We start from the raw sequence: 20951 nt of genomic DNA, 5'->3' as shown, positions 1-20951 counted from the left end.
GAATGTATAGCACTTTTCAAAGGCCTTTTCACCTGAAGACTCATATCGTCTAATCCACTCACGAAGTACACTAGGGTTAACTCCTATAGATTTAGCAATTGTTTTTCCACTTTCTGTACCATCTAAATATCGTTTCACCGCTTGGATTTTTTCTTTTGAAGAAAATTTAGCCATAAAAAATGCACCTCCAATTGTTAGGCTGTGTCTAACAATTGGGGTGCACTTCACCATGGCATAAGGCTTTTTTGATTACCATTTTAATATGGAGAATCCATATGGAGGAAGTGTAACTTGTAATACACTTGCTTCCGCTGAAAATTCTTCATTTGTATAAATGTTAATTATTTTCTTACCAGTAACATGAAGAGGGAGTGAAACTGTAACTTCACTATTAGTAGGGTTTAAAACGAAAAAGATAGTTTCATCCTCATATGTTTTCGTATAAGAAATATAATTATGTTCATCATTTGCTTCGATGAATTGAAAAGTGCCATGTCCTCCAAAAGCTTCATGTTGTTTTCGTAATGAAATCAATGTTTGTATATGTGTAAATAATGCATGATCTTGTTCTTTAGTATCCCAAATCATACATTTACGGCAATCGGGGTCCATACCACCATCCATGCCGATTTCATCTCCGTAATAAATACATGGAGAGCCGATGAAAGAAAGATGGAATACATAGAGCAATTTCAACTTATTTTTATCTCCATTGCATGTTGTTAAAATTCTTGGAGTATCATGGCTATCTAATAAATGAAAGGCTGCTTCATTTACATTCATAGAGTAGGAATGTAGAGATTCTGTAATTTGCTTCATAAATTCACTTGCTTTAATGGAATCGTTAGCAAAGTAAGAAAGTAGAGCGTTTGTAACAGGGTAGCTCATGACAGCATCAAATTGATCGCCTTGTAGCCACGGAAGGGCATCGTGCCAAATTTCTCCCAAAATATATACTTCAGGATTTAATGTCTTTATTTCAGTTCGGAATTCTCTCCAAAAGTTGTGATCGACTTCATTTGCGACATCAAGGCGCCAGCCATCTATATTGAATTCTCGTACCCAATAACGTCCTACTTCAAGTAAGTATTCTTTTACATCTGGATGAGCTGTATTTAATTTAGGCATATACGGTGTAAAGGCGAAAGTATCATAATTGGGAAGTGGCTCGGTTATAATTGGAAATTCATGAATGTGGAACCACTCTTTATATGCAGACTTCTCACCGTTCTCTAGAACGTCTTGAAATTTCTCGAAAAAGTATCCACTATGATTAAACACAGCATCGAGCATTACTTTTATACCGTGCTTATGACATTCTTCAACGAGCTCTTTAAAAGTTTCTTTCGTCCCAAATTGTGGATCAATTTCCATATAGTCAATTGTGTCATATTTATGGTTTGAATGAGCTTTGAAAATAGGTGTGAAATATATTCCGGAAATGCCAAGCTTAACAAGGTAATCAAGGTTTTGAATAACACCAGCAAAATCCCCGCCGAAAAAATTAGTTGGCGTAGGATTCGCACTTCCCCAAGGAAGGGTGTTTTCTGGATTCAGCGTACTATCGCCATTAGCGAATCGTTCAGGGAAAATCTGATACCAAATGGTCTCTTTAATCCAAGATGGTGCTTTGAATACATCATCTGCATGAATAAATGGAAAACAAAAAAAGTTACCAACATCATCATTTGGAATGTTAGAAAAGAATCCTCGCTCTGTATAAATAAGAGTGTCTGTTTCAGATTTTAATTCAAAACCATAACGTAAGCGCTTAAATTTTGGTTCGATTGCAATGGACCAATAATCAAATAATGCAGTAGAACCCGTTTTTTTCATTGGTGTACTTGCTGATATCCATTTCCCGTCTTTCCATTCGTAAGGATCACCGTAAATAAGATCGGCGCTTTGAACATCATCTCTCTTAGTACGTATTCGGATGTGAATTGTTTGTTCATCGTAAGCGTATGCATAATTATCTTTCGGCCTATGATAAATGGCTTCTTTAAACATATAGAAAATCCCCCTTCAATATCTCTATACATAGTATTCCCTTAAGTGTAATAATAAAGCCTATATTGCAAACGATTGCCTTTCTTATAGCTTTAATATTGCTTATAAGAGTATTATTCATTTCATATAAAGTCAATGTATAAAGAGTATAATGACATAATTTTTAAATTAATATTTGCAAAATGAATAAAAGAATGTATAATGATAGACAAATAGCGCAAACGTTTTCATAGACTTGAGATATTGTTTGCGCTTCAATTAAACTATTAAATGCAAACGTTTTCAGTTGCTAAGGTACATAGACAATTTAGGGAGGTTTTTGGGATGAAGAAAGCATTATCATTATTAACGGTTTCAGCATTATCTATTGGTATGTTATCTGCATGTGGACCGAAAGATTCAGGGAAAAAAGAGGAAAGTAAAGCGAAAAAAGACTATGATCTTCTCGTTTGGGAAGATGAGAAAAAAGGTGTGGGTCTAGAGCCAGCGGTGAAAAGTTTTGAAAAGAAATATAATGTGAAAGTAAAAGTTGAAGAGGTTCAGATGACGAAACAAATAGAAAAACTTCGTCTCGACGGTCCAGCTGGCACAGGGCCAGATGTTGTAACATTGCCACATGATCATATTGGTAATGCGGTAACAGAAGGGCTACTTTCAGAAGTGAAAGTAGATGATACAGTAAAAAGTAAATTTACAGATTTATCAATAGAAGCACAAACATATAACGGAAAAATATATGGTTTACCAAAAGCGATTGAAACACCAATCTTTATTTATAATAAAAAAATGATGCAAAAAGCGCCAGAAACCATGGATGAACTGTTTAACTTCTCAAAAGACTTTACGAAAGATGGAAAATACGGATTTTTAGCACTAGGAGATAACTTCTACTTTGCTAATGCATTTATGGCAGGTATGGGTGGTTATGTATTTGGTGAAAAAGATGGAAAGCCAAATGCAAATGATATTGGATTAAATAATGGCGGTGCGGTACAAGGTGCTGAATATATTCAAAAATGGTATAAAGAAAAGTTATTCCCGAAAGGTATTATCGGTGAATCTGGTGGTTCAGCTGCAGATGGATTATTTAATGAAGGAAAAGCAGCATCTATTATGAATGGTCCATGGGCATTCCAAGCGATGGAAAAGGCTGGAATAGACTATGGTGTTGCTCCAATGCCGAAATTACCAAATGGTCAACCGATGAAAACGTTCGTTGGCGTAAAAGGATGGCATGTAACAAGCTTCTCTAAACAAAATGATTTAGCTACAAAATTTACTGAGTGGGTTACAAATGAAGAAAATGCTAAAATTCGCTTTGAGAAAACGAAAGAAATTCCACCAGTAAAATCAGTAATGGAAGATCCAATCATTAAAGAAAATGAGGCTGCAAAAGCGGTTGCGACGCAATCTGAAAATGGAATTCCAATGCCAAATATTCCAGAAATGCAAGAAGTTTGGAAACCAGCTGGAGATGCGCTTCAATTAGTTGTATCAGATAAAGAAGCACCAAAATCCGCACTTGATAGTGCAGTGAAACAAATTAAAGGTAATATTGAGGCAAATCATAGTAAGAAAAAATAAGGTGAAATTCGTGCCTCTAATATGAGGGGCACGAATTCTCTCCCTTCCATGTGGGAAGAAAAAAGGGGGAAGGAACATGCAAACATCTATGGAACCTGCAAAGGGGTTAAATGATTCAAAGCATAGGAAAATGGCAACCATGTTATCAATCATTCCAGGCGTGGGCCAAATGTATAATAAACAATTTGTAAAAGGTCTTATTTTTCTAGTATTAACAGGTTCATTTATTGTAGCCTTTGCTGATTTATTAAATATGGGGTTATGGGGCATTGTAACGCTCGGTACAGAAGTTCCACGTGACCATTCCGTCTTTCTATTAGTAGAAGGGATTTTGGCACTTATCGTTATCGCTTTTGGGCTTGGCATATATGCATTTAACTTATATGATGCATATCAAAATGGGAAGAAACGTGATATTGGAACACCGTTAAATTCTGTAAAAGAGCAATACCGTAATTTGTTAGATCAAGGCTTTCCTTATTTAATGGTTTCACCAGGTTTTCTACTACTTATCTTTGTTGTCGTATTTCCAATCATCTTCGTAATTTTAATTGGATTTACAAACTATGATTTATATCATTCTCCTCCAGCTAAATTAGTAGATTGGGTGGGCTTTAAAAACTTTATTGATATTTTCACATTACCGATGTGGAGAGATACATTTTTAAGTGTATTTTCTTGGACTGTCATTTGGACATTCGTTGCAACAACATTACAAGTTGCACTTGGTATTTTTTTAGCGATTATCGTAAATCAGCCTGGTATTAAAGGTAAGGCAATTATTCGAACAATCTTTATTTTACCGTGGGCTGTTCCAGCATTCGTATCTATTCTTGTATTTGCTGGTATGTTTAATGAAACATTTGGAGCAATTAATAACCAAGTATTAGCTTTATTCGGGATTGAAAAGATTGCTTGGATGACAGACCCGTTTTGGTCAAAGATTGCTTTAATTATGATTCAAACGTGGCTTGGTTTCCCGTTCGTCTTTGCGATGACAACAGGTATACTGCAATCGATTCCAGGAGAATTATATGAAGCGGCTACAGTAGATGGAGCAACTGCTTGGCAACAGTTCTGCAAAATTACATTGCCACTAGTGTTATACGCAACAGCGCCAATATTAATTACGCAATATACGTTTAACTTTAATAATTTTAGTATTATTTATCTATTTAATAACGGGGGACCTGCTGTGTCTGGACAAAATGCAGGTGGAACGGATATTTTAATTTCATGGATCTATAAATTAACGATGACTTCGGCTCAATACGGCAAAGCAGCAGCTCTTACAATGATTTTATCGTTAATCGTTATTACAGTTGCGTTATGGCAATTTAAGAGAACAAAATCATTCCAAGAAGAGGATATGATGTAAATGAATATTAAACGACAAAAGATGCTACGTCTTTCATTAAGTTATTTAGTTATCTTCATAATGTGTGCGATTGTTTTCTATCCATTACTATGGATAATTGGCTCATCGTTTAATCCGGGTGATAGTTTATCTGGGTCAAGTATTATTCCGAAAAATGCCACATTAGATCATTATCGCAAGTTACTTGATCTCGATTCAAGTAATTACTTACTTTGGTATAAAAATACTTTAAAAGTTAGCGTAATGACGATGATTTTCTCTGTACTAGCCATTAGTTTTACTGCTTATGCATTTTCGAGATATCGTTTTGTTGGAAGAAAGAATGGTTTATTAACATTTTTAATTCTGCAAATGATCCCAAACTTTGCAGCGTTAATCGCACTATATATATTAGCTCAGTTAACAGGATTACTTGATACACATCTTGCATTAATTTTAATTTATGTGGGCGGAGCAATTCCGATGAATACATGGCTTATGAAAGGGTATTTTGATACGATTCCGAAAGAGTTGGATGAATCAGCTCGAATGGATGGAGCAGGGCATTTCCGTATTTTCTGGCAAATCATTATGCCACTTGCAAAGCCAATCGTAGCGGTTGTAGCGTTATTTACTTTCATTGGTCCATTTACAGATTTCATTTTAGCAAGTATTATTTTGCGAACACCAGAAAATTATACTTTAGCAGTTGGATTATATGAAATGGTTGCGAAAAAATTCGGTAATGAATTTACAACGTTTGCAGCGGGTTCTGTGTTAATTGCGATCCCAATTTCAATTTTATTCCTATCACTACAAAAATATTTTGTTTCCGGTTTAACAGCTGGAGGTACAAAAGGATGAAAAATGGGACATTACGTCCCATTTTTCTTTTCATCTCCCTATAAATAACTTTATAGGGAGATGAAAAGAGATTTGACATCACATGTGAAAAGAAGTGAAATAAATAGTATATTATAGTATAGGAAAAAATAGCTATATCCCTTACAATACATGAAGAGGGAGAATAGGATTAGTTTTGCAAGATATAAGAAATGAAAGTTTATGACTTGCAATGAGTGCGAGATAAAATATATGAAAAATGGCAGAGAAATGAGAGGAGGGGGATTTTTATGACAGTTACAATTAAAGATGTGGCGAAGCAAGCGAATGTTGCACCATCAACAGTTTCTCGTGTAATTGCTGATAATCCAAGTATAAGTGAAAAAACAAAGCGCCGTGTTAGGAAAGTGATGAGTGAATTAGGGTATCATCCCAATTTAAATGCGAGAAATCTTGCGAACCAAACGACGAAAACACTTGGTCTTGTTATGCCAAGTTCTGCAAGTAAAGCTTTTCAAAATCCATTTTTCCCAGAAGTTATAAGAGGGATTAGTTCATTTGCACACGTAGAAGGTTATGCGCTTTACATGTCGACAGGTGAAACGGAAGAAGAAATTTTTAATGGTGTCGTAAAGATGGTACAGGGACGTCAAATTGGTGGCATTATTCTTTTATATTCAAGGGAGAATGATCGGATTATTCAATATTTACATGAACAAAATTTCCCGTTTGTTTTAATAGGAAAACCATATGATCGAAAAGATGAAATTACATATGTAGATAATGACAATTATACAGCTGCAAGAGAAGTGGCAGAATATTTAATTTCATTAGGGCATAAGCAAATCGCGTTCATTGGTGGTGGATCAGATTTACTTGTAACGAGAGATCGTTTAGCTGGTATGAGTGATGCCTTGAAATTAGCAGACATTGTATTACCAAAAGAATATATTTTACATTTTGATTTTTCGAGGGAAAGTGGTCAACAAGCCGTTGAGGAATTAATGGGACTGCAGCAACCGCCGACGGCAATTATGGCAACGGATGACTTAATTGGACTTGGTGTGTTAAGTGCTCTTTCTAAAAAAGGATTCGTTGTACCGAAGGATGTTTCTATTGTAAGCTTTAATAATGCTTTATTATCAGAAATTGCGAGCCCTCCACTTTCGACAGTTGATGTGAATATTTATCAGCTAGGATATGAGGCAGCGAAAGCTTTAGTTGATAAAGTAGAGAATGCAGAATCCACTGCAAAGTGTATCATTATTCCTCATAAATTACTAAAACGTCAAACTTGTGATCATTATGCAGAAAAAAGCTAAGAGTTTAACTCTTAGCTTTTTTCTTTAGAAAGGCTTCTAATCGGTCGCAGCCTTCTTTTAAAGTTTCGATACTATATGCATAGGACAAGCGAAGGTAGCCTTCACCGTATTCAGAGAATGCTGTTCCAGGAACTACAGCTAGTCCAGCTTCTTTGACAAGATCAAGTGCAAAATCAAATGATGAAGATGTCAAATGACCAACATATGGGAATAAGTAAAATGCACCTGTTGGCTTTTCAACTGCTAATCCCATTTGAGTGAGTCTATTATATACGTAATCACGGCGTTTTCTATATTGGTGGCGCATCATTTTGGGTGCGTCTTTAGCAGCTGTTAATGCTTCAATCGCAGCGTATTGAGCGATTGAAGTAGCACACGTTACATTGTATTGATGAACTTTTAATATGTGTCCTGCTAAATAGCTTGGTGCGAATAAAAGTCCAACACGCCAGCCAGTCATAGAATGTGATTTAGATAAACCGTTAATGACAATTGTCTTTTCACGCATTTCTGGGAAATGAGCGATAGATGTATGCTTTTGTTCATACACAAGCTCGCTATAAATTTCATCTGAAAGGACGAAAATATTTTTATCTTTTAAAACATCTACAATATCTTTTAATTCTTCTGTGGATAAAGTTACACCAGTTGGGTTAGAAGGATATGGTAGTACGATACATCTTGTTTTTTCTGTAATAGCATTTTTTAGCGCGTCAGCTGTTAAACGGAATCCAGTTTCACGAACATCTACAAAAATGGGCGTTGCACCGCATAATCGAATAATAGGTTCGTAACCTGGATAAATAGGAGCAGGTAAAATTACTTCTGTTCCTGGCTCTAAAATCGTTCGGAATGCAACATCAATTGCTTCGCTAGCACCAATTGTAACGATGGTTTCGTTTTCAGGTGAGTAATGTAAATCGTAGTTATCTTTTACGAAGTTACAAGCTGCCTTACGTAATTCTAGTAAACCAGCGTTATGTGTATAGCTTGTATAGTTTTCTGTAATAGCCCGTTTTGCCGCTTCTTTTACGAGAGAAGGTGTAGGGAAATCGGGTTGTCCGATTGTTAAAGAAATCAAATTATCATAGTTTTGAATCATGTTAGAGAATTGACGGATTCCAGAAATTTGGATATCCTTCACTCTAGGGTTAATGAATTGTTCCATTGTATCTCCCTTTCTTCCGTTTGAAAATTAAGTTCATTTTATCATATTTTCTATGATTGCGCTTTGTATATGTAATTTAGAAAGAGAGAGAAAAGAGAAAAAAAGCCGCTATAAGCGACTTTTTAATATCCGTATTCCCAATCTATTTCATCTTCATTCCAGAGTACAGAGGATACCTTGCCAAGGTGAACAACTGATTCGTTCACAGCACATGTGCAATCTTCATCTCCTGCTTTATGCTGTAACTCTTCATATACTGATTTTTCAACATTTTCTAGAACAACCAAATTTTCTTCTTTTAAAACAAGCGTAGTACCCGCCATATTTATCTTCCTCCTACTAAAGTAATGATCACTTATTTGTAAACATAGATAGTATGGATTATATGCTGTATTTTGCTATAGTTGTCCGTCTAAAAAAGTATTTTTATATTTTCTTTGTAATCCGTATTCATTGTATACTGCACGAAGGAAATTTGGTACAGGGTTTACAATCATTTCGAAAATCTGTAACAATTATTATGAGTTGTTAACAAAGAATTAACAAATATGTTAAGAAAAATCAAAATTTTAAAACAAATACACCTATAAAATGATATAATCATATCAAAATACATATAGGGGATGAGAGGTTATGGAGCTTATCCGTGATTTATTGATTCAAATTGCCATCATAATTTTGCCACTATTTTTATATGAAGCGATTCGTTTAAATCGCTATCAAGAAATGCCTCCGAAGCCAAATCGTTACTTTATTATGTTTTTATCTAGCGTTACGCTCGTTCTCTCCATGACATACTCTATTTGTTTTGGCAATGTGTGTGGGTATAACTTTCACCCCATTCCAATTGTCAGTGGTTTTTTATATGGTGGGATTGTTGGTTTAATCCCAGCGGTTATTTTTGTTGCATATGAATGGTTACTAAAAGGAATGAGCTTTCTTCCAGTTTTAGAAGTAATATTTTTATTGATAGTTCCGCTATTTTTATCAAAAAAATGGTCTCTTTTTTCAAGGGATAAGAAATTAATTTTAGCATTTATGATTTCATCATTTTATGTGCTTGTTTCTTTAGTATTAGGCATGATTAATGTTCTTTTGGAAACAGGATTTACACCGTATATTTCGCAAATATATAGCGGATTTATATTTGCCTCGCTTATCATGGTCATGACAATGGTATTTCAGGTGTATTTAACTGAATATTTAAATGAAAATGCATTGCTACGTACAGAGATGCAAAAATCAGAAAAGCTTAATATTGTAAGTGAGTTAGCAGCAAGTGTGGCACATGAAGTTCGAAATCCACTTACTGTTGTTCGTGGATTTATCCAATTGCTAGAAAGTACGGAAGATGTGAAGAATAAGGATTATATGCGTCTCGTATTAGCTGAATTGGATCGGGCGGAACAAATTATTTCAGATTACTTGAATTTAGCAAGGCCGCAAATTGAGAAAAAAGAACACATTTGTTTATCAGCCCAATTAATAGAAATGACCACTCTTATGTCGTCATTTGCAGCGATGCAAGGTGTATATTTACAAGTTGAAATTTCAGAAAGTCTTTATACGATTGGTGATAAGACAAAATTGAAGCAAGCTATTATGAATGTTGTTAAAAATGGTATTGAAGCAATTCAAGGAAATAAAGGATATTTAAAAGTAACAGCTATTCAAAAAGACGAAACAATCATAATAAGAGTTAAAGATAGTGGTGTTGGTATGACGAAAGAACAGCTAGCAAGGCTGGGGCAACCATATTATTCTTTAAAAGAAAAAGGGACAGGATTAGGGCTTATGGTAACATTTAGTATTTTACAAGCGCATAATGGTACATTGGAATATAAGAGTGAAAGTGGAAAAGGCACTGAAGCAATTATTATATTACCAGCTGTACAAAATAAGGAATAAAAGTTACCGATGGAAGGTAACTTTTTATTTTATATTGTTTATTCATTTGTTTTTTCTTGTTTTGCTCGGCTAAATAAACTTTTAAATGATTGAAAGAAGCTTTGCTCTTTTGAGGCAGCAACCATTCTTTTTGTTTCTTGAATTTCTCGAATAACTTGCATAAGCTGTGCATCACGATTACTGTCCTTGTTATAAATTTGACTAACAAGTTTATTCATTTTTTCTTCTTGTTTGGATTCTCGTTTATACATATGATTCATTAATAAGTCCATTTTTTCTTTTTGCAATGCATCTGTTTGAGCGGCGTGCTCGACTAACTCTTGAAGCATTTTTTCTTGAGAGCCTTCTTTTACATACACTTGTTGCATCAATTCATCTAGTTTCTCATCCTTTAAACGATTTTGTGTAATTAGAGTAGAATTTTGATGAATAATTGCTTCATTTAATTGAGCTAGCATTTCAAGTTTCAACATGAACTCCTCAAAGTTACGCCCATCTTCTTTTTCTTTCGGTTGTATCTCTTGCTTATCTTGTATAACTGGTACAGGTGGGGCCTCTTTTTCTTTTAAAATAATCGGTATCGTTTCTGAAATATCTTCTTGTAATGTGGCAGCTCTTTCATGTATAGATTTCAATAGTTTTAAATCATCAAGTTTATAAATACGAGCATCAGCTGTTTTAGAAATCATATAACCATGTTCCTCTAACAGTTGACTATATTTGCGGACTATATGTTTTGGGATGCCTGTTTTATTCGTGACATCTTTCGTTTTATAGGTAGCTTCCATCATATTTCCTCCCCAAAAAGTATCGTATATATCATTTCAATCTTTTATGAGGACTTCCTTTGAAAAAGAATGTCGGAAGGCTATTAGTTTTCTACAGCATTAGTGAAAAAATGAAATTTTTTGGCGGAATGGCAAGGAATAACTAAAATAATGTCTGAAAACATATACAGGAGAAGTTTGTTATAATAACTGAGGAAAAGAAACTGGTAGAAACATGGAGGTATACATGAAGCAATTAAAAGGTATTATCATTTCAATTATCGCAATTCTGTCTATTTTAGTAGCAGTTTATGAAGTACTTGTGCCAGAGGAAACAAGTGTAAAGAAAACGAATACGTATGATCAAGTGTTAGAATTTCCGAAAGAACGTTATCCAGAGACAGGAAAACATATTACGGATGCTATAAAAGAAGGGCATTCAGAAGTTTGTACAATCGATCGTGGTGGTGCTGCAGATAGAAGGAAATTGTCGTTAGCACCGTATCCATCAAAAAAAGGGTATGATCGTGATGAATGGCCAATGGCGATGTGCAAGGAAGGCGGAAAAGGAGCACATATTGAATATATAAGTCCAGCGGATAACCGGGGAGCAGGCTCTTGGGTAGGGAATAAGTTAGATAAATATCCAGATGGTACGCGAGTAAAATTTGAAGTGAAGTAGTAGTAGTTGTATATTTCATAATGAAGGAGAAGGGGAACTATGGAGTTAACAATTTCTTATTCGCAATTAATGTTGATGAACTATGACGGTGAGCAGCCTTATGTAGACTGGACTGATGAAGATTTTGAAAGAGGTTATGCTAAGGCAGAGGGAACTGTTATTTTTGAAGCACTTTCTGATTATACTTGTGAAGTGAAAGTGACCCCAGGGAAACATATTGAAAAAGAAGAAGTGGTTAGAACGATTACGGTTCCTTTTACGGTTGAAAATGAAAGTATCGTTATAACGAGTATTCTTTCAAACAAATTTCAAATACCTATTCCAAATGGTGAGTATACAGTTGTCTTACAAGCAATTCCTCTTGAAGAGCCAACGGATGATGAATTATATAAAATACAATACGAATTCTTCTTTGAAAGTAAAGAATAAAAATGGGTTATCCTGAGAAAAGGATAACCCATTTTTGTTATGCGTTTGTTTTTAAAAGGGAACGAGCATCTTTCGCTGCTTGCACCATATGTTCTAAAGCTGGAATAACTTCTTCTGTTCTTCTCGTTTTTAAACCACAATCAGGATTAATCCAGAAATATTTAGGATCGCATACTTCTAAAGATTGTTCTACGATTTTATACATTTCATCTTTACTCGGTACACGTGGGCTATGAATATCATATACACCTAGGCCGATGCCTTTTTCATATGTTGTATGTTTCAACGTATCAATAAATTCTCCGTGACTTCTTGATGTTTCGATAGAAATTACATCTGCATCTAATGCGCGAATCGCGTCAACAATATCTTCGAAGTTACTGTAACACATATGAGTATGAATTTGTGTTTCATTTGCTACAGAAGAAGTTGCTAAAAGGAAGGATTGTACTGCCCATGTAATATAAGCATCCCAATCTTTTTCTTTTAGTGGCATTCCTTCACGAAGTGCGGGCTCATCGACTTGGATTACTCTAATTCCGGAAGATTCAAGTAGTTCAATTTCGTGACGAAGAGCTAGTGCAATTTGATACGAAACTTCTTTTCTTGGAATATCATTTCGAACGAAGGACCAATTTAAAATTGTAACAGGTCCGGTTAACATTCCTTTTACAACTTTCTCTGTTAAGCTTTGCGCATAAACTGTTTCCTTAATAGTCATGCCGTTAATAAAGGCTACATCACCATAAATAACAGGTGGTTTTACGCAGCGGGAACCGTATGATTGTACCCAACCGTTTTTAGTGAATGAGAAACCAGCAAGGCGCTCACCAAAATATTCGACCATGTCAGTTCTTTCAAATTCACCATGTACAAGGACATCAAGCCCAATTTCTTCTTGGTAACGAATCCATTTTTCTGTCTCTTTTTCAATAAATTGTTCATATTGTTCATTTGAAATAACACCGTTACGCCATTCTTTTCGCGTTTGACGAACTTCAGTAGTTTGCGGGAAGCTACCAATAGTCGTTGTTGGTAATAGCGGTAACTCTAGAGCAACTTGTTGTAATTCGTATCGTTTTTCAAATGGAAGAGGACGTGAAAAATCTTCTTCTTTTAGTGCTGTTCGTGCTGCTTTGACATCTTCTCGGTTACGTGCAGCAGATGAACGAATTGTATGATGTACGTTTCGATATGTTTCCAGCTCATTACTAATGCTTTCTGTACCTTGAGTGAGAGCGGAATGAATAAGAACTAACTCTTCTAATTTTTGATTTGCAAATGCTAACGCATCAAACAGCTCAGTCGATAAGTGAGTTTCTTCTGTTTTATCGATTGGTGTATGCAATAAGCTACAAGAAGGCTGAACGATGAAATCTTTCGTTTGGACTTGTTTTTGTAACGTTGTAAATAACTCAAGAACTTCATCAAGGTCAGCTCTCCAAATGTTACGGCCATCTATACAACCGACAGCTAAAGTTTTATCAGCTGGGAATCCATATTTTGAAATAGCATTTAAATTACCTTCTTTACCATGAATGAAATCTAATCCAATACCGGATACCGGGAATGTAATAATTTCTTCATAGTTTTCTTCCACGCTATCAAAATATGTTTGTAAAAGAAGAGTCGCATTTGGAACTTCTTTACGAATAGCTTCATAAATTTCTTTTGCTTGTTGAACTTCTTCTTTCGTTAAAGAAGCGAAAATTGGTTCATCAACTTGAATGGCTTGTGCACCAGCTGCATGTAGTTCTGAAAGCAGTTGTACGTAAGGTGCAACTAACTGTTTTAAAATGGAAGGAAATTGTTCTTGTGTATAGCCTTTAGCTAATTTTAAGAAAGTATATGGACCTAAAATAACAGGCTTTCCATCTACTCCTAATTCTTGTTTTGCCTCTTCGTATAAGCGAAGTGGACGATTATCTTTTAATGAGATTTGTAATCCCTCTTCATATTCAGGAACGATATAGTGATAGTTTGTGTTAAACCATTTTGTCATTTCGGAAGCTACGTGATCTTTAGAGCCACGCGCCATTGCAAAATATACATCAAGGTAAGATGTAAACTCAGAAAAACGTGATGGGATAAATCCTAGCATATAAGCAGTATCCAAAACGTGATCATAATATGTAAAGTCGCCAACTGGAATGAGTTCAATTCCTTTTTCTTGCTGTACTTTTACGTGTTGAAGGCGAATTTCTTTCATTGTTGTTAAAAATTGTTCTTCATCGATTTTATTGGACCAAAAAGCTTCCAATGTTTTTTTCCACTCTCGTTGTAGTCCGATACGTGGATAGCCTAAGTTACTTGTTTGAATTGCCATTTTAAATTCCTCCCTAATTGAAAGTAAGCATTTCCGTTTACTAGGAAATACCTATAACAAAAAGTACAAAGACATAGAAAATAAGCCTTCCTTTTTGTTTTAACACCTCATCATCATCCGTGAATCTATCAGTGTTGTTAAAACAGGCAGGTCTCCTGACTTATGCTTCATATAATTTCTTTCACCTTCCCGTTTTCACAGTGGCACCAAAAAGAAATCTCAGCATTTACAGTGGCGGGACCGTGTTGGAGTTTCACCAAGCTTCCCTTTTAAACACGAAACGAAATGTTCGTGTACCTATTTTCCTTTTGAAAGGAATTTAACAAGCGATATGATATTGAAACAAATTCTAACACAATTTTTGGAATTTTGTCTACTGTTTTAAAATAAGAAAATTCCAAAGTTTTTATTTCTTATTATTCTGACTTTTTTGTTCTGAAGTAACTAATAATATTACAGTATAAAAAGAGAAATTGAGCTATGAAAGAAGTAGGGATGTCTTCTTTCATAGCTCAATTTTCATCTATAGCAACTTCTGAAAGTCGGCCTGCTATAGCATCTTTAAGGAGGGTGTTTAGCCATTGTAATTCAACTGTAATATGCTCAATTACACTTTGCAAAATATATAGTTGTGCACGTGGAACCTTTCCTTTATTACAATCATATATCGTTTGCATAGTATGTAAATATTGAAGAGTATCATTTTTCTTTTTTTCTAAAATAGGAACTAATTCATGATTATTGCTAAAGTGAGCGAAAGATAAGGCTGAATAAATTGGTTTATATATTTGGTTTTTGGCTTCGAATTGTTTTAAGAGTAAAGTGTGAAATAGTTTTTTGCCTTCTTCTGTTATATGAAAAATCGTTTTGTCAGGTCGATTTGTGTCTCTAATTACATTTGTAATATGAATTGCGCCTTGCTTTTCTAATTGCTCGAAGGCGTAATAAAGTGATCCTTTAGCATATTTAATGTAACAATCCATTTGTCGTTCTTTCATAATATGCTGCACTTCATATGGATGTTTATCTCCTTCGAGTAGCAAGCCGAGAATGACTAATTTCATGCTCATGCTGTCTCAACTCCTATATATAAAAACTTTATACATATTATAAACGGCATATCCTTTTTCATAAAGGGATATGCCGCTTCTTTTTTATATTAACTAACTTGCTTTTGTTTTTCTTTCTTTTTAGGGCCTGTAAAGAGGCGTTCATTTCCCATTAGTAAAATACAAATAATACTTAGTACAGCCGGGATGAGTGCCCAGAAGAATGTGTTCGCAATAGATGTAGCGAGAGCTTCTTTAATACCCGCTAATATTTCAGCAGGAATTTTTGCGGTAGCGCCTGGTGATAATAAGAAACTTGTGTCTCCGCCTTTTGGAGCTAATTTTGCTAGTTCAGGGGGGAACACAGAGTTTAGTTTATCTGTAAAAATATGATTTTGAATTGTACCGAAAATTGTTACACCAAGAGTCATACCGAGTGATCGGAAGAATGAGTTTGTTGATGTCGCCGAACCGCGGTCTCGCATTTCTAACTTGTGAATAGAAGACATACTTAATACTGAGAATGAGAAGCCAACACCAAGCCCAGCGAGAATCATAAATAGTGTTACGAGTAAACGAGGTGTGTCCATTGTTAAAGTACTTAATGAATAAATACCAAGAACGAAGAAGACACCAGATACCATCATAATGTTACGATAGCTTGTTCGAGAAGCTAATTGTCCTCCTGTTTGACTTCCAATTACAGAACCAACCATCATTGGTGTTAAAATTAATCCAGCATTAGAGGCCGAACCTCCAAGAACGCCTTGAATGAAGATTGGAATATAAACTGTACAGATAATAAAAGCAGCACCATAGAAAAAGGCAACTCCTTGACTAGCTGCGAATAAAGGTTTTTTAAATAGATGGAACGAAATAATAGGCTCGGTTGCTTTTCTTTCTACAAAGAAGAAAATAATAAGCGCAATAACTACTGTTGTAAATAAGCCAATAATTACAGTGGAATTCCAGGCATATTCCTTACCACCAAGTTCCAATGCGAACATTAAGCAAACAATACTTATGACAAGTGTAATAGCACCAGCCCAATCAATTTTTTGTTTTCTAAATTCTAGAGACTCACTGTAGTATTTAGTAATGAAGAAAAAGGAGATAAGTCCTAATGGAATATTGATATAGAAGACCCAATGCCAACTTATATAGTCTGTAATATAAGCACCTAATAAAGGACCGAATACACTAGATGTCCCGAAAACAGCACCGAATAGCCCTGTCATCTTCCCGCGTTTTTCTGGTGGGAAGATATCATACATAATTGTAAAGGCGATAGGCATAAGGGCACCACCACCGATACCTTGAATAGCTCTATAAATACTTAATTGCTCAATACTTGAAGCTGTTCCGCAAAGCGCAGAACCGAATAAGAAAAGAATGAGGCCCCCAATATAAAAACGTTTCCGCCCGTACATATCAGAAAGTTTCCCAAAGATAGGCATCCCTGCCATTGTTGCTACCATATAAGCTGATGTGACCCAAACAAACTTATCAAAGCCTCCTAGGTCTCCAACGATTGTTGCCATTGCGGTTGCAACGATTGTATTATCCATTGCGGCCATTAATATACCAAGCAGCAAACCAGCAACAACAAATTTTGTCTTGTTGGTGTCTTTTTTTAATGGTTGAGTTTCCAAATATAACCCTCCTTTAGAAATAAGTAAACTATATTAAGTTTTGAGTGCAGTGGATAAAAAATTTAAATGTATAGTTGATTTTAATTTCTTTTCCATAAGTGCACTAATATGCCATAAAGAATATTATAGTCAAATTTGACTATAAGGCAAATTTTTTCTTCCGTCAAAATATTCTTTCATATGAGTAGAGAACGAGTGAGCGATACGAATATTGCTATAAAGGAAATGAAGTAAATTGTAAAAAAATTTCATAAAGAACACCTTCTGTTAATAGATGAAAAATGGTTTTTTCTTCATATTGTCGAATAGGATAAAAGGAAGAGAAATATTAAACATTACTTGTAGCAAGCTTTAGTAAGTTGGGGAATTCATTGTGTGTATGGTACATCTGAAATGAGGTGAATATATATTATGAAAATATGGGGACGAATTTCGGATACAGGAAAGTATTCAATACCGCTACAACCAGTATTGTGGATTGACGGATCGAAAAAGGAAAATGAATTTCCTCAAGTAGCCGTTACATTGCAAATTGGTAGTATGTATACAGAACAATTTTCGTATGAATTGACCTACGATGTAAACGACATACTTATTATGCGAATTGAAGTGGAAAATAAAGGGATAGAAATGATTTCGAGAGTTGTTGTAAGTCATATGATTCGAGATTACTTTGCTTATATTCCTAATTCTTTAAAAGTTGATAAGGGGATAAGTGAGTTTTTATTCCAGCTTGTAAGGTGGCGAATTGATGATTTGTTACCGAATGAGAAGGTGGAACTATGTTGCAAAATAAAAGCTAATAAAGATAAAGCTCTTAAACAAGCATTCTTTCAGGCTACATATACATTTCAAGATAAAGAGATATCATATGGTCCACTGCAAACAAATGAAGTTGTTGTGCGGCAATGATAAAAAGGAACCTGTACAAAAGGTTCCTTTTTTAGTGAAGGTTGTGTTTTTTGAGTATTTTCTTTTGCTCTATTCCTTTTTTTCCTACATAGTTATTTTTGTAGCCAAAGTATAGAATAAATAAAAATGAAACAACATTAACAATAGCGTCGATTTGATCGTTTGTAATAAAGTGTATGCCGAAAGAGGTAAATAATAATTTTAATGATAATAGAAAACCCGCTAGTAAACGCATAGCATCTGATAGATTCTCTTTTTGTAGCATATAGATTACTCCTTTCTATAAAAGTTATATATTATATATATGAAATAGAGTAGGAAAGGTATACAAGCTTAAGCAGAAATGTACATTGCATATGTACATTTTTTATTTTGTAGAAAAACATTATTGATATAGAAACATATATTGGTATAAAAGGGGGAGAAGTATGAAACATAAAGGGAAAATTAGTGGATTATTACTTGGAAATACAGTGGCAGTTACAGAATGGATTGCACTTCAGGATGTAATTGCAAAACTGGATTCACGATCATTTTATACCGTCTTTATTATTTATATATTGCAAATGATACTAAGTTATTATTTTGGACATTGGTACGATAAAAGAGCGAACAAGCGTATGAATGTGGAAGTAGGAGGAATGGCAAGCAACGATTTTGTTGTTGATTTTTTTGGGAAAGTAGCCGCTTTATCTGAAAGAGATTCCCGTAATATTACGGTTTACATTCTTTCTGTAAAAGAATGGGAAGGATTAAAAGACACGTTGCAAGAAAAAAAATTGGGAGTGTTAGTACAAAAATTAGAGAGTACCATTGTAAAGACAATTCGGAAGGGAGATGTTGTTACAAAGTGGGATGAAAATAAGTATGTTATTGTAGCAATTGATAATGGTCATGAAACATCAACAATAACAAACAGATTAATGAAAAATATTGAAAGTGAAATAGAAGGTGATTTACTCAGTGTCACTCTTTTATTTGGAGCAGCTAGCTATCCAGTAGAAGGAAAAACGTTTGAAGAACTGTTGAGAAAGTCGCAAAATCAATTGTATCAGTATAGAAATTTGCAAGAAAATGAGTGAAGCTTTGATTTGAAGATATATGATAGGAAGAAGTTTTATTTGTAACATTTTTTTGACTTTTATTACAAAAAACGTTGCGTTTGTAATAAAAGTCTTTAAAAATATATGAAATAAGCATATAATTATGATGGTAGTGCCAATGCAATTTGCACAATGTGTTTTATTTTAAAAGTGTAGAGGAAAGCAAGCTCTACACTTTTCCTTTTTAGGAAATGAAAAGAATATTTGTAAGTTGTTGCGAGATATCGATTGTACTGTGTAAAATGAACAAAGAGATTATTTGATAGAAAGCTGGAAAGGGAATGATAGACGTGAGAGCGGAACGATCACCTTTTATCAGGTGAACTATTATAGTCTTATTAAGACTGAGGTGAAATTCTGTGGCCATTAAGGTAATACATAGTGTGAACAGGTTTTAAAAAACACGAAAAACTATACTTAAAGATGGATATGGAACTGCTAAATACTTCAAAAAGAATAATGTAATATTAAGTAATAATTCGTACAAACAATATTAATGATCTTCGTAAAAAAGATGCGAGTGTATAGAACAATTACATATTTTATAACTTTTTTATATTACACGATGGTCGTTTATAAATAGGAGGAAGAGATGTTGAAATATAGTAAATTAGTAATTATAACTGCATTATCAATGACTTTATTAGCCGGTTGTTTTGGACCGAAACCAGAAGAAGAATTATATGTAGCGTTTGAAAACGCTGCTAAACAAGAAAAAACAATGTTTGAAGATGCAAAAAAACTTGAGGCTTTAGAGAAAGAAGGACAAGAATTATATAACCAGATTGTGCAAGAAGGAAAAGATAATAATCAAACTGTTAAAGAAAAATTGAATCAAGCAGCAAAGAATACAACTGAACGAGAGAAAGTACTTACAAAAGAAAAAGAGGCTTTAAATAAAGCGCAAGAAGAAGTGAAGTCAGCTGATAAGTATGTGAAGAAAATTGAAGATAATAAGTTGAAAGATCAAGCTGATAAAGTGAAAAGCACCTATGAGAAACGACACGATTCATTTAATAAAATGTATGACAGCTATAATAAATCTTTAAAACAAGAAAAAGAGTTATACACAATGTTACAAGATAAAGGTACTAAATTAAAAGATATTAGTGAAAAAGTAAAAGTAGTAAATCAATCTTATAAGGATATTGAGTCAGAAAAAGATAAATTTAATGAATTCACAAAGTCTTATAATACAGAAAAAGTAGCTTTTTATAAACAAGCAAATATTAAAATTAAAGAAGAGAAAAAATAAAACAGTTTGGCCTACACTTGGCCAAACTGTTTTATTTTTTTGTATAAGTACGACTATACCATGGAACAGGTTCACTTAATTTTTTTTCTTGTTTCAATGCTTCAGGACCAATATAATCTTGAAGTGTTTTTTTTGCTACTGTTAAAGATAAGGTTGTTTTCGGATTTCGATAGGAGGATTCAAGATGACCAAGATGCGGTAGAATTCGAAAATCTTCTTTCGTAGGAGGGATGTGGAAAAAATAATCGCCTAAACGTATAAGGACATCAGATTGTTGTTGGCTAAAACGTGGGTTTCTAGAAAAATGTAATCCTTCTTTAATTGCTTTTTTTTCAGCAATCAAACGTTCTAAAGCTGTCTTTTTTAACCAGTATAAATATTTAGGATTAGTAGCTGCTTTAGCATGACGATTCACAACGAAAATAGATTGAGCTAGTCGATTAATAGAATGTTGGTTTTGTAATTGAGATTGTGGTTGTGAAGGTTTCATATTGAATCTCCTTTCAATTTTTCATTATTATACCATAAATAAAAGAGGTTTTTATTATATGCAAAAAGTGATTGTATATATTTTCAATATTAAA

At 34.2% G+C, this 20951-nt stretch carries 20 protein-coding genes and 1 riboswitch; of the genes, 10 read left to right on the top strand and 10 right to left on the bottom strand.

The window, feature by feature from the left end; translation table 11 throughout:
* Positions 1 to 174, bottom strand: a 174-nt coding sequence (locus ACTJJY_RS10105) for a transposase (protein ID WP_326268117.1), incomplete at its 3' end; no start/stop codon positions are given.
* A 75-nt stretch (positions 175 to 249) separates the two neighbouring features.
* On the bottom strand, positions 250 to 2010 hold the full coding sequence (locus ACTJJY_RS10100) for an alpha-glycosidase (RefSeq protein WP_440605446.1): 1761 nt from the start codon (positions 2008 to 2010) through the stop codon (positions 250 to 252).
* A 324-nt stretch (positions 2011 to 2334) separates the two neighbouring features.
* Here ACTJJY_RS10100 and ACTJJY_RS10095 point away from each other — a divergent pair, with 324 nt between their 5' ends.
* The 4 genes from ACTJJY_RS10095 to malR all read left to right on the top strand — a co-directional run bounded on the left by ACTJJY_RS10095 (position 2335) and on the right by malR (position 7116).
* Positions 2335 to 3594: an extracellular solute-binding protein gene (locus ACTJJY_RS10095; RefSeq protein ID WP_440605445.1), complete on the top strand. Its 1260-nt coding sequence runs from the start codon at positions 2335 to 2337 to the stop codon at positions 3592 to 3594.
* Between the two features lie 76 nt (positions 3595 to 3670).
* Positions 3671 to 4972: a maltosaccharide ABC transporter permease MalC gene (malC, locus tag ACTJJY_RS10090; protein WP_440605444.1), complete on the top strand. Its 1302-nt coding sequence runs from the start codon at positions 3671 to 3673 to the stop codon at positions 4970 to 4972.
* The gene (gene malD / locus ACTJJY_RS10085) at positions 4973 to 5815 is read left to right on the top strand and encodes a maltosaccharide ABC transporter permease MalD (RefSeq protein WP_001022603.1); all 843 of its coding nucleotides are present in this window, start codon (positions 4973 to 4975) and stop codon (positions 5813 to 5815) included.
* A 269-nt stretch (positions 5816 to 6084) separates the two neighbouring features.
* Positions 6085 to 7116 (top strand): maltose operon transcriptional repressor MalR, encoded by a 1032-nt coding sequence (gene malR, locus ACTJJY_RS10080; RefSeq protein ID WP_016512354.1) that lies wholly within the window; start codon positions 6085 to 6087, stop codon positions 7114 to 7116.
* Positions 7117 to 7120: 4 nt separating this feature from the next.
* Here the strand turns inward: malR and ACTJJY_RS10075 are convergent, their stop codons facing one another.
* Together ACTJJY_RS10075 and ACTJJY_RS10070 are read right to left on the bottom strand one after the other, a co-directional pair.
* On the bottom strand, positions 7121 to 8284 hold the full coding sequence (locus ACTJJY_RS10075) for an aminotransferase A (RefSeq protein WP_440605443.1): 1164 nt from the start codon (positions 8282 to 8284) through the stop codon (positions 7121 to 7123).
* Positions 8285 to 8406: 122 nt separating this feature from the next.
* Positions 8407 to 8607, bottom strand: a complete 201-nt coding sequence (locus ACTJJY_RS10070) for a hypothetical protein (protein ID WP_000929276.1) — start codon at positions 8605 to 8607, stop codon at positions 8407 to 8409.
* Between the two features lie 310 nt (positions 8608 to 8917).
* Between ACTJJY_RS10070 and kinB the strand changes: the two genes are divergently transcribed.
* A complete protein-coding gene (gene kinB, locus ACTJJY_RS10065; RefSeq protein WP_000420369.1) occupies positions 8918 to 10192 on the top strand; it encodes a sporulation sensor histidine kinase KinB in 1275 nt (424 codons plus the stop codon).
* A 38-nt stretch (positions 10193 to 10230) separates the two neighbouring features.
* Here kinB and ACTJJY_RS10060 read toward each other — a convergent pair whose 3' ends face one another.
* The gene (locus ACTJJY_RS10060) at positions 10231 to 10980 is read right to left on the bottom strand and encodes a DUF3967 domain-containing protein (protein WP_000388467.1); all 750 of its coding nucleotides are present in this window, start codon (positions 10978 to 10980) and stop codon (positions 10231 to 10233) included.
* Between the two features lie 226 nt (positions 10981 to 11206).
* On the opposite strand from ACTJJY_RS10060, the gene nucA reads away from it, so the two are divergent.
* Together nucA and comJ are read left to right on the top strand one after the other, a co-directional pair.
* Complete coding sequence (gene nucA / locus ACTJJY_RS10055; RefSeq protein WP_000811494.1) at positions 11207 to 11641, top strand: DNA-entry nuclease; 435 nt, start codon at positions 11207 to 11209, stop codon at positions 11639 to 11641.
* A 39-nt stretch (positions 11642 to 11680) separates the two neighbouring features.
* Complete coding sequence (comJ, locus tag ACTJJY_RS10050; RefSeq protein WP_063548529.1) at positions 11681 to 12070, top strand: competence protein ComJ; 390 nt, start codon at positions 11681 to 11683, stop codon at positions 12068 to 12070.
* A 37-nt stretch (positions 12071 to 12107) separates the two neighbouring features.
* Here comJ and metE read toward each other — a convergent pair whose 3' ends face one another.
* The 3 genes from metE to ACTJJY_RS10035 form a co-directional block, all read right to left on the bottom strand.
* Positions 12108 to 14396 carry a 5-methyltetrahydropteroyltriglutamate--homocysteine S-methyltransferase gene (gene metE / locus ACTJJY_RS10045; protein ID WP_440605442.1) on the bottom strand — a complete coding sequence of 763 codons (2289 nt, stop codon included), beginning with the start codon at positions 14394 to 14396 and terminating at the stop codon, positions 12108 to 12110.
* A 128-nt stretch (positions 14397 to 14524) separates the two neighbouring features.
* A riboswitch (cobalamin riboswitch) is annotated at positions 14525 to 14712 on the bottom strand.
* Between the two features lie 196 nt (positions 14713 to 14908).
* A complete protein-coding gene (locus tag ACTJJY_RS10040; protein WP_420953296.1) occupies positions 14909 to 15466 on the bottom strand; it encodes a PadR family transcriptional regulator in 558 nt (185 codons plus the stop codon).
* 89 nt (positions 15467 to 15555) lie between these two features.
* Entirely contained in the window at positions 15556 to 17097 is a 1542-nt protein-coding gene (locus tag ACTJJY_RS10035) for an MDR family MFS transporter (protein ID WP_098391137.1), read from the bottom strand.
* A 411-nt stretch (positions 17098 to 17508) separates the two neighbouring features.
* Here ACTJJY_RS10035 and ACTJJY_RS10030 point away from each other — a divergent pair, with 411 nt between their 5' ends.
* Positions 17509 to 18009 carry a hypothetical protein gene (locus tag ACTJJY_RS10030; RefSeq protein WP_440605441.1) on the top strand — a complete coding sequence of 167 codons (501 nt, stop codon included), beginning with the start codon at positions 17509 to 17511 and terminating at the stop codon, positions 18007 to 18009.
* Between the two features lie 31 nt (positions 18010 to 18040).
* On the opposite strand, the gene ACTJJY_RS10025 is transcribed toward ACTJJY_RS10030, so the two are convergent.
* Positions 18041 to 18274, bottom strand: coding sequence for an SPP1 phage holin family protein (locus ACTJJY_RS10025; protein ID WP_000939446.1), 234 nt, complete (start codon positions 18272 to 18274; stop codon positions 18041 to 18043).
* 163 nt (positions 18275 to 18437) lie between these two features.
* On the opposite strand from ACTJJY_RS10025, the gene ACTJJY_RS10020 reads away from it, so the two are divergent.
* Complete coding sequence (locus ACTJJY_RS10020) at positions 18438 to 19091, top strand: diguanylate cyclase domain-containing protein (protein WP_053563727.1); 654 nt, start codon at positions 18438 to 18440, stop codon at positions 19089 to 19091.
* A 613-nt stretch (positions 19092 to 19704) separates the two neighbouring features.
* On the top strand, positions 19705 to 20367 hold the full coding sequence (locus ACTJJY_RS10015) for a YkyA family protein (RefSeq protein ID WP_440605440.1): 663 nt from the start codon (positions 19705 to 19707) through the stop codon (positions 20365 to 20367).
* A gap of 31 nt (positions 20368 to 20398) precedes the next feature.
* On the opposite strand, the gene ACTJJY_RS10010 is transcribed toward ACTJJY_RS10015, so the two are convergent.
* Entirely contained in the window at positions 20399 to 20857 is a 459-nt protein-coding gene (locus ACTJJY_RS10010; protein WP_000804864.1) for a YkyB family protein, read from the bottom strand.
* Between the last annotated feature and the right edge of the window lie 94 nt (positions 20858 to 20951).

This window comes from Bacillus sp. 22475 (assembly GCF_052044835.1).
GTDB classification, from domain to species: domain Bacteria; phylum Bacillota; class Bacilli; order Bacillales; family Bacillaceae_G; genus Bacillus_A; species Bacillus_A cereus.
The sequence above is the reverse complement of the archived record's forward strand: the minus strand, read 5'-3'. Positions and strand labels throughout refer to the sequence as shown.

Coding starts and splice junctions, on each gene's coding strand:
- ACTJJY_RS10100 (WP_440605446.1), bottom strand. CDS start 2,010: ATGTTTAAAGAAGCCATTTATCATAGGCCGAAAGATAATTATGCATAC.
- ACTJJY_RS10095 (WP_440605445.1), top strand. CDS start 2,335: ATGAAGAAAGCATTATCATTATTAACGGTTTCAGCATTATCTATTGGT.
- malC (WP_440605444.1), top strand. CDS start 3,671: ATGCAAACATCTATGGAACCTGCAAAGGGGTTAAATGATTCAAAGCAT.
- malD (WP_001022603.1), top strand. CDS start 4,973: ATGAATATTAAACGACAAAAGATGCTACGTCTTTCATTAAGTTATTTA.
- malR (WP_016512354.1), top strand. CDS start 6,085: ATGACAGTTACAATTAAAGATGTGGCGAAGCAAGCGAATGTTGCACCA.
- ACTJJY_RS10075 (WP_440605443.1), bottom strand. CDS start 8,284: ATGGAACAATTCATTAACCCTAGAGTGAAGGATATCCAAATTTCTGGA.
- ACTJJY_RS10070 (WP_000929276.1), bottom strand. CDS start 8,607: ATGGCGGGTACTACGCTTGTTTTAAAAGAAGAAAATTTGGTTGTTCTA.
- kinB (WP_000420369.1), top strand. CDS start 8,918: ATGGAGCTTATCCGTGATTTATTGATTCAAATTGCCATCATAATTTTG.
- ACTJJY_RS10060 (WP_000388467.1), bottom strand. CDS start 10,980: ATGGAAGCTACCTATAAAACGAAAGATGTCACGAATAAAACAGGCATC.
- nucA (WP_000811494.1), top strand. CDS start 11,207: ATGAAGCAATTAAAAGGTATTATCATTTCAATTATCGCAATTCTGTCT.
- comJ (WP_063548529.1), top strand. CDS start 11,681: ATGGAGTTAACAATTTCTTATTCGCAATTAATGTTGATGAACTATGAC.
- metE (WP_440605442.1), bottom strand. CDS start 14,396: ATGGCAATTCAAACAAGTAACTTAGGCTATCCACGTATCGGACTACAA.
- ACTJJY_RS10040 (WP_420953296.1), bottom strand. CDS start 15,466: ATGAGCATGAAATTAGTCATTCTCGGCTTGCTACTCGAAGGAGATAAA.
- ACTJJY_RS10030 (WP_440605441.1), top strand. CDS start 17,509: ATGAAAATATGGGGACGAATTTCGGATACAGGAAAGTATTCAATACCG.
- ACTJJY_RS10025 (WP_000939446.1), bottom strand. CDS start 18,274: ATGCTACAAAAAGAGAATCTATCAGATGCTATGCGTTTACTAGCGGGT.
- ACTJJY_RS10020 (WP_053563727.1), top strand. CDS start 18,438: ATGAAACATAAAGGGAAAATTAGTGGATTATTACTTGGAAATACAGTG.
- ACTJJY_RS10015 (WP_440605440.1), top strand. CDS start 19,705: ATGTTGAAATATAGTAAATTAGTAATTATAACTGCATTATCAATGACT.
- ACTJJY_RS10010 (WP_000804864.1), bottom strand. CDS start 20,857: ATGAAACCTTCACAACCACAATCTCAATTACAAAACCAACATTCTATT.